The following is a 12,941-nucleotide window of genomic DNA, read 5'->3' on the forward strand; positions in this document are numbered from 1 at the left end:
ACTTCTTCATCAGAAAGAGCCGTACGTGCTTCCGGATCCCAGTTGATCATTCGGACACCGCGGTAAATCTTCCCTTTTTTGTAAAGGTCAATAAACACATTGATTACGGAATCAGAATACTCCGGATCCATTGTAAATGCTGTTCTTTCCCAATCACAGGAAGCCCCAAGTCTTTTCAACTGCTGAAGAATTACTCCTCCATACTTTTCTTTCCAATCGAAAGCGTGTTTCAAAAATTCATCTCTGGAAAGATCCGATTTTTTGATTCCCTCCTCACGCAATTTGTGAACCACTTTTGCTTCCGTTGCAATGGATGCATGATCCGTTCCGGGAACCCAGCAGGCATTTTTGCCTTCCATTCTCGCCTTGCGGATTAAAACATCCTGAATCGTATTATTCAACATGTGTCCCATGTGCAAGACTCCCGTTACGTTTGGCGGAGGAATGACGACAGTAAAAGGCTCACGATCATCTGGTTCTGAATGAAAGTAACCCTTAGCCATCCAATGGCTGTACCATCGCTCTTCTGCTGAACGGGGTTCGTACGTTTTTGGAATTTCCATGTTGTATAATTATGTTATTTAAAGTACAAAAATACTAAAACAGCCCTATTTAGCAAGGAACAATTCGTCTGCCGGGCAACAATTATCCCAAAGATCGAATTGCTTTTTTTCTATTTTTGTTCAAACGACCCCATGAAGAAAGCCTGGAACATACTTGCTACAAGCATTCGAATTTTCTTCGAGCTGCTTTTTGCATTCATTGCGATCTATATCCTGATTTTCCTTTCTCTTTCTCCGTTCACCGTCTCCGTTGAAGAAACAAATGATTCGAAAACAGAAACCATTTACATCAGTTCGAACGGTATTCACTCCGATGTAATCCTTCCGATCAGGCATCCGCTGATGAATTGGGAAAGCACCTTATCACTTCACCAAATGCTTTCCGTAGATACTTTTCAAACGCATCTTAAATTCGGCTGGGGCGATAAAAATTTCTTCCTGCGCACAAAAGAATGGAGCGACATGGAAGTCGGAACGGTTTTGAACACCGTTTTTGGAAGAGGTCCCGGTGCAATGCATTTGATTTTATGTACTCCGAAAGATTTGGATAAAACGAGTTTGGTTGAAATTCATTTGAGTAAAAGGCACTACCAACGGCTTTGCGGTTTCATTCAACACAGCTTTTTGTTTGAAAACGGAAAAGCAAAAGTGATTGAAAAACATCCTTACGGAACGTATGATTTCTTCTTTGATTCGAGTATTGAGTATAACATGACTTACACCTGCAATACCTGGACGAATAATGCCTTGAAACGGGCTGGTCAGAAAGTGGGAGTTTGGACTCCGTTTAAAGGAGCGATTTTTTCAAAATTTGCCGATTCTCCGTCTGTAAGCCACTAAATTCCCGGTTTGCCAAATGGCAAATTGGCAAAAAAGCATTTTGTAATCTGATGGTCTGAGACTTCATTTTAACGGCACAATCATTCTGATTAACTCTGAAACAAAAAAACTGACATTCATTGCCAGGGTTTCATAATTCATTCTACATTATTTCTTTTCCCATTGCCCCTGAATTCGGGCAGTTTGCAATATTGCGATACGGCCATTTTGTGTTCTTTTTAACTTCTGATCTCTTACTGAAAAATCCGGCATATTATCCTAAAAGATGGATAGACATCCCGCAGTGGCGGGACAAGTTGTATCTATTCGCCAGTAAAATCAAACATTCAAGCCCGTAAAACACAAAGTCCCGACATTCACTGCCAGGACTTTTTGGTATCTTTTATAGACGTATCACAAATTCTGTTTGGTCTTATTTCTTTCCGTTTCCTTTACCGTTTCCATTCGATTTACCGGAATTCCCTTTGGATTTCCCATTTCCTTTGTCTCCGGAAGCTTTATCCTTTGAATTCCCTTTCGACTTATCTTTCGCTTTCCCCTTCAAAGCATGGAACTCTGCAGAACCGGGTTTAATTCCCAATTCTTTTGCCATCGCTCCCCAACCTTTCGACTTACTTGTTTTATAAACAGTAATCACATCTTCGATCGGTTTTTTAGCAATATTTGAAATTTGAAAAGCCATAAACGCATCTCCCGGATTCATCCCAACCTTAAAGCAAGCTTCCACCTTAGGCAAAGCAACATTAAATGTTTTGGTCAATTCCAGTTTGAAAGCTGCCAAATCCTTGTTTGCATTTGTATTTACAATTTTCAGGTTGGCATCCAATTCTGTATCTCCGGAGTTGTAATCCTGTGCAAAGCCGATGTTCGCAAGCAACATCAATGCTAAAAAAATAGTCTTCTTCATCCTTTTCATTTTTTATCAAATATATCTCTTCTACACAAGAAGCGTGCACTTTTTAAATCCGCAAGTAAAAAGACGAATAGACATGTATCTATTAACCCAGTACTGGTGCGGGATAAACTAATTCGTGATCCGCTGCAAACCAACCCGTTTTCTCGCCTCGTCAATTTCCACAACGCGCACTTCCACATGCTCATGCAAAGAAATAAACTGAGTAGGATCTTCCACATAATGATCAGACAAGTTAGACTTATGAATCAGCCCGTTTTCTTTGATTCCGATATTGACGAAAGCTCCGAAATTGGTTACATTGGTCACAATTCCATTTAAAATCATTCCTTCTTTCAAATCCGAAATGGTTTTAATTCGGCTGTCGAATTCCATTATTTTCGCTTTTTTGCGTGGATCACGCCCCGGTTTCTTCAATTCTTTGACAATATCCGTAAATGTAAACGAATCAATTTCAGGAAAGTCAGCCTGTTTGACTTCATTCAATTTCGCCTCGTTTCCAATCAGGTCACTCAATCCGATTCCCAGTTTTTTAGCCATTTGATTGACAAATTTGTAGCTTTCCGGGTGAACGGACGAATTATCCAACGGGTTTTCTCCATCCCGTACACGTAAAAATCCTGCCGCCTGTTCATACGCTTTGTCTCCCAATCGCTTCACTTTTTTCAATTCTGCACGCGATTTGATTCCTCCGTTCTCAGTTCTGTAAGCAACGATATTTTCTGCCAGGCCTAAACCAAGACCGGAAACGTAACTCAACAAATAAGGGGATGCCGTGTTCAAATCCACTCCGACCGCGTTTACAGCAGAAACGACCACATCATCCAACGCATCTTTCAAGGAAGTCTGATTTACTTCGTGCTGGTATTGCCCCACTCCAACAGATTTCGGATCTATTTTCACCAATTCCGCCAAAGGATCCATCAAACGACGACCAATTGAAACGGCTCCACGAACCGTTACATCGTAATCGGGGAATTCTTTTCGTGCAATCGGACTGGCAGAATAAATCGAAGCCCCGTCTTCACGAACAACATACACTTCCAGATCGCGATCGAAACGAATGTGTTTGATAAAATTTTCTGTTTCGCGGCCCGCAGTTCCATCACCGATTGCAATTGCTTCAATTTTATATGCTTGTACCAACTGCGCAATTTTTGCAGCAGCCTTGTCCCGCTCATTTTGCGGCGGATGTGGATAAATCGTCACATTCGTCAACAACGTTCCGTGCTCATCCAAACAAACCACCTTACATCCTGTTCTGAATCCCGGATCGAGAGCCAGCGTTCGTTTGTTTCCAACCGGTGGAGCAAGCAGCAATTGTTTCAGATTGGTGGAAAAAACAGAAATCGCTTCTTTATCGGCTTTTTCTTTTGTTTGAGCCAGCAATTCATTTTCCAAAGAAGAACACATCAAACGCGAATACGATTCCTTGCATGCTTTTGCTACCAAATCACCGCATTCATCTTCCGATTTAACAAAGAAACGTTCCAATGATTCCAATGCATCTTCCTTTTCCGGTTGTGCCTTGATCGACAAAATTCCTTCCCGCTCAGCACGGATAATTGCCAGAAAGCGGTGTGATGCCGTTTTGTAAAGCGGTTCGGAAAAGTCGAAATAATCTCTGTATTTCGCACCTTCCTCTTCTTTTCCCTTCACCAATTTGGAAACAAAAACAGCCTTTCGCTGAAACAAGGTGCGCACTCTTCCGCGGGCAATTGCATTTTCATTGATCCACTCCGCAATAATATCCACAGCACCCTGCAATGCCATATCTTCATCCAAAACGTCTCCTTTCACAAAACGTTCCGCCATTTGTTCCGGATCGCCACCACGCTGCGACATAATCATCTTCGCCAACGGTTCCAGTCCCAATTTCTTTGCTTTATCTCCCTTCGTTTGACGTTTTTGCTTATACGGCAAATAAATATCTTCCAGAATCACCGAATCAAAACAATTCAGCAACTTATTTTTCAATTCATCCGTTAGTTTTCCCTGTTCTTCTATCGACGCGATCATCGTTTGCTGACGCGCAATCAATTCATCGTACTTTTTTGCCAGATCACGAATCTGAGCAATCTGAACCTCATCCAATCCGCCAGTCATTTCTTTCCGGTATCTGGAAATAAACGGAACAGTTGCACCACCATCCAATAGTTCAATCGTATTTTGAATCGCCTTCTCTTTTAATCCGGAAGCGCCGATAATGAATTCATTTTTTTGCATAATGACAAATATAGATGTTCAGGAAATTCCATCGTTATCCAGCAGAAAAAAGAAGTTTGAAATTCGGCTCAACGCTCAGTCAAAACAACCAGCAACACAATAACAATCAACATTTTACAACCTTACACAAATTAAAGAGTCTTTCTTTAAAACTATTTACTATGAAAAAGATACTTTACCTTCTTTTGGTGTTTGCCGGTATTACGAATCTTACCGCTTTTGCGCAAACAACAAGCTATTCATTCTTCTCTGACACCACTTACGGTTGCCAGACAACTTTGGGAATTCAAATGACAATCGGGGCACTTCCCGAAACTGGCGGAATTCTTTCAATTGATTGGGGAGATGGAAATACATCCACTCATAATTATTCTACTGCGGGTGCAAACACTTTCTATTATGTGCAACAGTCGCACGGTTATTCACTTGCAGGAACCTACAATATCCTGCTCAATGTTTACAGTGGAACTTCGGGTGCGAATGTAGATGCAGGTCAAACGATGACTATTAATGCCCCGGGACCTTCAAATTGCGGATATTTGTGGATCTACACGATGCAAACAAGTCCTGCACTCAACTATCCGAATGTTCCTTATCAATTTACAGATGTCAATGGAAACATTACCATTCTTTCACCTTCAACCGGATCGGGATCAACCGTTTACACAGGATTAAATCCGGCTAATGCTCCGTATACCGTACAAGTTGATCCGGCATGGCTGGCAACAAACGGTTTGCTTCAAACAAGCCCTAACTTTACAATTACTTCTTTTAATGCAAACGGAATGGCTAATAATCCACAGCAAACGGTAACTGTAAGCTGTACAACACCAAGTCCGAATCCCGATTTTGCTCTCAGTTACGGCTGGGCTTCCAATTTCGTTGCTCCACTGCAAACCGGACATCTTTACCTGAACATTTGTAATTACGCCTGCTCAGATACTTCGGATGTTTCCGTTACACTTCAAATACCGGCAAATTTCGTTCCGAATACAAGCGGACTAACGAATCCCGTGGTTTCAGGAACGACCCTAACATTTGATATTCCCGGACTTTCCGATTGTCAGTACATTCATATTCCATTCACTTTCCCGGGAAACACTCCTGCGGGAACTCCTTATTGTTTTTACCTGGCATTAGTCAATCCGACAGACAGTGATTTGAGCAACAACTTAGACACCATTTGTGGAGTCGTACTCAATTCTTACGATCCGAATGAAAAACTGGTAGATCAGCCGGAAAATGTGAACCCGAACCAGGTGGAAGAATTCGAATATGTCATTCATTTCCAAAACGACGGAAACCTCAACGCAATGGATGTCGTTGTACAGGATACCATTTCTCCGCATCTCGATCTTTCAACATTCAAATATGTGGGAGCGAAACATGGTGTTGCCACTTCCATCAATACAACCACGCGTGTCGTTACATTCTCATTCAACGACATCAATTTAGCACAAAGCTCCGTTGATCTGGATGCCTCACAAGGTTTTGTAATCTATACCATTTCAGAGCTGCCGAATTTGCCGGTAGGAACTGAAATTGAAAACACGGCTTATATCTACTTTGATTTCAACCCGGCAATTGTCACCAACACAACGTACAATATCAATCAGATTCCACTTGCTTTGTCTGAAAATAAAGCAGAACGAATCGTACTTTATCCGAATCCGGCACAAAATAAATTACATTTCAGCGGTTCATCCGTCAAAAAAGTTTCGATTTATGATTTAGCAGGAAAACTTGTTTTGGAAGAAGCACACATTGCAAACGATGAACTTTCGTTGAATCCGATTCAAAGCGGTATTTACCAGGTAGTTTTACAAACGAAGAATGCTGTTTCAACTCAAAAATTAGTAATCCAAAAATAGATTCAAAAGCTTCCTTTTTGAGCCTGGTTTTATCCTCAAAACCGGGCTTTTTTGTGTTAACGATTTGTAAAATATGGTGTTATAACTTTCAGGTTTCCCTATCTTAGCTTCCCAACTTTTAAAATGAATGGTTTGAAATACTGGATTTTTGGAATTATGACACTAGGTCTTTTGGTAAGTTTCACTTATCAGAACATCTTCAAACAAACTGGAAATGCGAGTTATTACTCCAGCAAGTTTCAAGGTAGAAGAACAGCTTCAGGAACGCCTTATCACAAGGATAGTATGTACTGCGCTCACAAATCTTTGAAATACGGAACTCTTCTGAGAGTGACCAATCTGAAAAACGATTCGACAATCATTGTGAAGGTCGTTGACCGCATGGGAAAATCGTCTCCACACATCATTGATCTGAGCTTTTCCGGGGCTCAAAAACTGAATTTTGTCCGAAGCGGAATCACAAAAGTACAAGTCGAGGAAATCATTCCCGTAGCGAAAGCAGATTAGATTTTTCCGGGGCACTTTTTTCTAATCTGTTAGCTGACGGATTGTGTTCCGGTCTTCAAAAGCTATCGCTTTTTCTGCTAATTTTACTTCATGTTTGAAGATTTAATCGTAGTTGATTGCTCTACCGTTTTGGCTGGTCCGTCTGTAGGAACTTTTTTCGCAGAATTGGGTGCTTCGGTGGTCAAGATTGAAAACCCGGCGATTCCCGATGTGACCAGAAGCTGGAAATTGAGCAGCGAAGACAAAAACACGCCTGTTTCGGCTTATTTTTCTTCCGTCAATTACCGCAAAAAATATCAGAAGCTGGATTTCAAACATCCGGATGATTTGGAGCAATTGACAACACTCATCCGAAATGCCGACATTTTCCTGTCCAACTTCAAAAAAGGAGATGCAGAAAAATTTGGAATCAGCGACGATTTCTTGCATTCGATCAATCCGAAATTGATTATCGGAAAAATCTCCGGGTTCGGAACTGAAAGCGACCGCGTGGCTTACGACCTGATTCTCCAGGCTGAAACGGGTTTCATGTCTATGAACGGAACTCCTGAATCCGGGCCGGTGAAAATGCCGGTAGCATTGATTGATGTTTTGGCGGCTCACCAATTGAAAGAAGGAATTCTGACTGCCTTATTGCAGCGAACAAAAACGCACAAAGGACAAACGGTTTCCGTTTCCTTATACGATGCCGCGATTTGCTCATTGGCAAACCAGGCTTCCAATTACTTAATGGAAGGTCACATTCCTCAAAGAATCGGAAGTTTGCACCCGAATATCGCTCCGTACGGCGAAATTTTCATTACCGGCGATGGAAAACCAATCACTTTTGCAATCGGAAGTAACAAGCATTTTGAAATTCTTTGCGGATTCCTGGGACTTTCCGCATTCGTTTCTGACGAACGTTTCGCAACGAATGTGAACCGGGTAACGAACCGGAAGTTACTTCAGGAAATCATCCAGGAAGTTATTTCGCGTTTCGACGCGGACGAAATCCTGGAATTCATGCACGGGCATTTTGTTCCTGCCGGACTCATTAAAGACCTGGAAGACGTATTCAAAAATCCGGATAGTCAGCACCTTGTTAAAACGGAAAATATCGAAAACAAGGAAACCAAACGCGTTTCTCAAATCGCCTTTCAATTCAAATCATGATAGAAGTTAAAATTCCGAAAACCCAACAGGAATGGGATTCCTACTACGATCTGCGCTACCGCATCTTAAGAGAACCCTTGGGAAAAGAACGAGGTTCCGAACGCAACGAAGGAGACGAAACTGCTACGCATTTTGCCTTGTTCGAAAACAAGGAACTGATTGCCGTAGCGCGTTTGGATCGTGTCGATGAAACAACGTGTCAGGCGCGTTTTGTAGCTGTTGAAGCGCATCTTCAGGGCCAGGGATATGGAAAAAAGATCATGATTACGCTTGAAAATGAAGCGGTCGCATTGGGTTACAGAAAACTGGTTCTTCATGCCCGGGATTATGCTTTGCCTTTTTATGAAAAACTCGGCTACACATTGGTTGGTCCTTCCTACAAACTCTTCGATGTATTGCAGCACTTTGAGATGTTCAAGATATTAGCGCATTGAGAAAGAAACACAAATCTTCATTCCATTTGTTCCGTCGATATCCAGGTTTCCGTTCAGGTGTTCCACCATTCCCCGGATAATTTCAACACCGCTTCCGGTAAATTCCCGGTTTCCCTTTACACCTTTTCCGTTATCACTGATTTCCAAAACTCCTTTCGGGCCCTGCATCTGAAAATCAATGCGGATCACTCCGATTTCATTTTCCGCAAAAGCGTGTTTGTATGAATTCAGTACCGCTTCATTGATAATAATTCCGATGCACATCGCCAGGGAACTTTTGATCTCACAGCTGTCAATACTCGTGAGCAACTGCAATTGTCTTTGCGGAAAAGAAAGACTGTCTCGCAGGCTTTGCACCAAACGGTTCACATAATGACTCAGGGATACACGCAGATTTCGCGCATTATTATCAGTCAACATTTCATGCAGTTTCAAAATGCTCTGCACCCGGTTCACGGAATCCAGCATCAAATTCCGGTGAAATGCATCTCTTGCTTTATTGACCTGGATATTCAATAAGCTCTCCGTGATTTTGAGGTTATTTACAATCCGGTGATTGGTTTCGATCAACAATCTTTTCTGCTGGCGCAGCGCAGCTTCCAATTCCTGCTGAGCCAATTTCCGTTTATGTGTTTCAACCGCAAGTGAAACCATTTGAGCCGCAATCAATCCGAATTTCTGATCATTCAGAGTCCAGTTGCGCGTTTGCTTCACCTGTTCAAAACAAATCACCCCGATAATACTTCCTTCCGAACGCAGGGGAATGTCCATCAAAGACACAATCCCGTTCGGAACCAGGTAACTTTCATTCAATTCAGAAGTATATGGTGATGTTTGCGCATTGGATGCAATGATAATCTTTTCGGTTTCGAAGAGCATGAAGTAAGTCGGCATATCGATAACCGGAAGTGATTCCTGGGGAACCATTTTGCCTGAACGTGTATCATAATTCCCGATGCATTCAATCTGATCATGCGATTCATCAAACAACCAGGCGTTTACGCGTGTAACACCAACTGCTTTGGAAGACATTTCGAGAATTTCATAAATTGCATCATGCAGTTTTCCATTCCGGATTTTTTTCGATTTGGAAAGCAATTCGATGGTTAAAGTCTTCCGGAGCAAATCTCTTCTCTTTCGCTCGATGTGTGTTGCATCTACCAGACTTCCCAAAATCAGGTATTCGCCTTCATCCACTTTCCAGGCTGCCAGACGCATTCTGGCAGTAAAAACACCTTTCGATCTTCGGAGAATAACCTGCAGATCCATATACTTAGAAGTATCCAGATCCTTTAAAAAACCTTCGATTCGTTCGTGTTCGTAAGTCAGAAATTCAAAGATGGTGGTTCCGGTCAAATCATTTCTTTCCAACAGCTTTTCAAGATCAAATGAAGCATGTAATAGTTTACCGCTTTGATCGAAAATAACCAGACTCTCATCCATACCTGAGATGAGCTTACGCAATGTAGAGAGAATATCTTGCTGTGCCATAGTAGTTTACAGTGGTCAAATGTAAGTGATTTTTCATTACCCAGGTGACAATTCAGACTAAGTTTTTAGTAAATTTATCGTATAGTGGTTTACAACGAGTAAAATAGCTTTTTTACAGAGAAATTGAAGGTATATCGGTACTGAAATTGACAAGATTGGTTACATTTGGTTGACAAATGATAAAAAGACTCTTTACAATATCACTTACGCTAAGCATTCTGATCGTTTTTTACCTGAGTAAATTCAAGTCGATCGAGCTCAGCCCGGCGGATCATTTTGTCATTGGTGAAGCAACCGCAAGAGGAATTTCAATCGGTAAACGCATTTCACACTATTATTCGTTAATCTTAATCGGAATTGCTTCTTTTTTAGCTTTCTACTGGGTTTTTTCGCGTTTTAAAACACATATTCAGGAAAACAAGCTCATTCATCTCATAGATACATTGCTTCCTTTTTCCTGCTTGTTGCTACTCATCAGCTGTTTTCAAACCACGTTTATTGAAAGCGCCCAGTTTTCGCTCTTTTTCACATTGCTCATCTTCACATTCGGGTTTCTGAAAAACCTCAATCCTTCATTAAAGAATGGCAGTGCCTGGATGGTAATAGGACTTGTTTTTACAACCAATTATTTGTTGTTTCATTCAGCTGTGACCGGAGCTGCTTTGGCAATCACAACGACCGTTCTGATCCAGTTTTTATCCTTCGAAAACAAAAAAACACAATGGATTTCTGGCATTTTGATCAGTATTCCTTTGATTGTTTTTTTAGGAGTGGAAAGCACGTTAATCCTCAATCAACGGGGAATTTTTGCGGGTTCTTATGCATACCTGCTCATCTTTTGGACCTTAGCAATCGGATTCTGGCTTTACCGCGCAGTAAATTCCCGAAAATTTTCCCTTGAAAAATACATCTTTGGTCACCTGGCTTTCATTGCACTGATCGGAATAGGAATTGTTCAGGCCTACTCGCCGCTTTTGATGCAGCTGACGGAAACGTTTGAAAATGCAAACATGCTGAACCCGGTGATGCAGTATCATTTTTTCGGAGAACTTCCGATTATCAATAATTTATCCAGTCATTTGGTGAGCGATTTCTTCTGGGAATTCTGCTACTATGTTCTGAACGGTTATCAACCGAATGTCAGCATGATGATTTACTGGGAATTCAATTACATTCTCAGTTTGCTGTGCATGTATTATTTCCTGCGCACTGTTTTCGGAAACAAACCTGCAATCATCGTCGGATTGATTTTATTGCCGGCAACTTATTATGTATTGACACTGTATTTTGCATTTGCCTTGCTTCCGGCGGCATTGTTGTATCGCTACATTCAATCCGATAAGCCGAAGCATTTTCACCTCTTTTTATTGAGCGTCGTGTTCATTGTGATCTGGCGCCTGGATTTGGGAATCAGTCTCGTTTCAGCACTCCTGCTTTTGCTGCCGTTTTGGTTTTACCAACGCAAATCGGACCGGAAGTTATTGATCAGATCACTTGCTCTTACGGCTTTGATCGGAGGTTCAATTGCGCTTGCTTTTGTGGTCTGTTGCCACGATCAATTCGTTCAGATGAAAGGATATTTCGGTGCAAACCAGGCTCACGGCTTGTATTATCTGACTTTCGACGAAAACAACATTTTCTTTTTACACTACGCCATCCTTCCGGTTATCGTGGTTTCAATTTTGATTCATTCCGCATTTCAATACCGGAATTCGGAACACCAACCGCTGGAGTTTATCATTCTTCTCTTCTGCCTGTTTTATTTGTTCAACCTGCAGCGCGGTTTGGTGCGACATAGTTTTGCGGAACAAAGCGATACCTTCATTTCTTCTTTTGCCTGGTTAGTTATCATGCTGAAAGCATGGGCGCTTGTTCGTGAAAATCCGAATCCTTTTTGGTCACTTACTGCAGGAGCGGCTGTTTTAAGTTTGTTTCCGCTTTTCTTAAGTATCAACAATAAGAACGGAACACAAAATATTTTTCAGCGCACAGTTCACCTTAGTTTAAAGGATCTTCCCAAACTGGAAAAGAACGTCATCAACCGCGTATTGCCGAATCCGGAATTTTCCAATCGCAACGACCAGATTATTTATTTCCTGAAAACACATTTGAAGCAAAATGAAACGTTTATTGATCTGTCCAACACACCGATGTTATATTTCTACAGTGAAAAGAATGTTCCGTCCTATTTTAATCAATACCTGCAAAATACCGTTACGGACGAATTACTGGAAATCAACATGAAGGAACTGAAAACAATGCAGGTTCCCTTTGTGGTATTTTCGCAGATTCCGGAAGTGTTTTTCGACAATATCGACAACATTCCGAATAAGGTCAGACATCACCAGTTGACGAATTTCATTTATAAAAACTACGAACCTTTTGCTCAGATCGGAAGTTACCGCGTTTGGAAACACAAGAATCATTTCTGCGATTCAACAAGCCTGTTACCGTATCCGAATCATCCTGAAAATTGGAATCTAGGTCTCATACCCTATTTTTGGAAAGCATCAAAAAGCACTCATTTCGATCGGTCTTCAAATCAATACAAATTGACTGTTCGCGAAAACAACATCCAGTGGAAAGCTCCGCTCAGCGGAAATACCTTCTTAGAATTAATCATTCATTCACCGAAAGAGCAAACGGTTTATTTTTCAAACCCTTCTTTCAACCTGGAAATACAGGTTTTGGAAGGGAAACATCGTTACCGTTTACCTCTCGGATGCAGCGAACAATTGAATTGGTACAAAGCCGATTCACTTACTTTTCACACGAGTGAGAAACAAATTCAGTTGAAAAACGTTCACTTTGTCAGATTGAGTCACGAATGAAAACCAGAACCGTCATAGCTTTAGATCGTTTAATCGGCATTTTTGTCGCTTATCCGCTCAACTTTTTGGTTCGTTTGGTGGGAAAAATTGCCCGTTTCGATCATTCTCTCGAC

At 41.4% G+C, this 12,941-nt stretch carries 10 protein-coding genes; 6 read left to right on the forward strand and 4 right to left on the reverse strand.

Annotation, left to right across the window (positions count from 1 at the left end; translation table 11 throughout):
- On the reverse strand, positions 1-563 hold a 563-nt coding region (locus Q1V93_RS01630), incomplete at its 3' end, for a class I tRNA ligase family protein (RefSeq protein ID WP_300660578.1).
- 132 nt (positions 564-695) lie between these two features.
- On the opposite strand from Q1V93_RS01630, the gene Q1V93_RS01635 reads away from it, so the two are divergent.
- Positions 696-1,403 (forward strand): TIGR02117 family protein, encoded by a 708-nt coding sequence (locus tag Q1V93_RS01635; protein ID WP_300660581.1) that lies wholly within the window; start codon positions 696-698, stop codon positions 1,401-1,403.
- A 412-nt stretch (positions 1,404-1,815) separates the two neighbouring features.
- Here Q1V93_RS01635 and Q1V93_RS01640 read toward each other — a convergent pair whose 3' ends face one another.
- A complete protein-coding gene (locus Q1V93_RS01640) occupies positions 1,816-2,310 on the reverse strand; it encodes a hypothetical protein (RefSeq protein WP_300660584.1) in 495 nt (164 codons plus the stop codon).
- 117 nt (positions 2,311-2,427) lie between these two features.
- Positions 2,428-4,542 carry a Tex family protein gene (locus Q1V93_RS01645; RefSeq protein WP_300660587.1) on the reverse strand — a complete coding sequence of 705 codons (2,115 nt, stop codon included), beginning with the start codon at positions 4,540-4,542 and terminating at the stop codon, positions 2,428-2,430.
- A gap of 161 nt (positions 4,543-4,703) precedes the next feature.
- On the opposite strand from Q1V93_RS01645, the gene Q1V93_RS01650 reads away from it, so the two are divergent.
- The 4 genes from Q1V93_RS01650 to Q1V93_RS01665 all read left to right on the forward strand — a co-directional run bounded on the left by Q1V93_RS01650 (position 4,704) and on the right by Q1V93_RS01665 (position 8,506).
- Positions 4,704-6,413, forward strand: a complete 1,710-nt coding sequence (locus Q1V93_RS01650; protein ID WP_300660590.1) for a T9SS type A sorting domain-containing protein — start codon at positions 4,704-4,706, stop codon at positions 6,411-6,413.
- A gap of 123 nt (positions 6,414-6,536) precedes the next feature.
- Positions 6,537-6,920 (forward strand): septal ring lytic transglycosylase RlpA family protein, encoded by a 384-nt coding sequence (locus Q1V93_RS01655; RefSeq protein ID WP_300660593.1) that lies wholly within the window; start codon positions 6,537-6,539, stop codon positions 6,918-6,920.
- Between the two features lie 90 nt (positions 6,921-7,010).
- A complete protein-coding gene (locus tag Q1V93_RS01660; protein ID WP_300660596.1) occupies positions 7,011-8,072 on the forward strand; it encodes a CoA transferase in 1,062 nt (353 codons plus the stop codon).
- A complete protein-coding gene (locus Q1V93_RS01665; RefSeq protein ID WP_300660599.1) occupies positions 8,069-8,506 on the forward strand; it encodes a GNAT family N-acetyltransferase in 438 nt (145 codons plus the stop codon). The genes Q1V93_RS01660 and Q1V93_RS01665 overlap by 4 nt, the downstream gene beginning before the upstream one ends.
- Here the strand turns inward: Q1V93_RS01665 and Q1V93_RS01670 are convergent.
- On the reverse strand, positions 8,495-9,997 hold the full coding sequence (locus Q1V93_RS01670; RefSeq protein ID WP_300660602.1) for a histidine kinase dimerization/phosphoacceptor domain -containing protein: 1,503 nt from the start codon (positions 9,995-9,997) through the stop codon (positions 8,495-8,497). The two genes, Q1V93_RS01665 and Q1V93_RS01670, sit on opposite strands and share 12 nt — an antisense overlap.
- 176 nt (positions 9,998-10,173) lie before the next feature.
- On the opposite strand from Q1V93_RS01670, the gene Q1V93_RS01675 reads away from it, so the two are divergent.
- Positions 10,174-12,828: a hypothetical protein gene (locus tag Q1V93_RS01675; RefSeq protein WP_300660605.1), complete on the forward strand. Its 2,655-nt coding sequence runs from the start codon at positions 10,174-10,176 to the stop codon at positions 12,826-12,828.
- Positions 12,829-12,941 lie beyond the last annotated feature (113 nt).

It is taken from the genome of Fluviicola sp. (genome assembly GCF_030151805.1).
GTDB lineage: Bacteria > Bacteroidota > Bacteroidia > Flavobacteriales_D > Crocinitomicaceae > Fluviicola.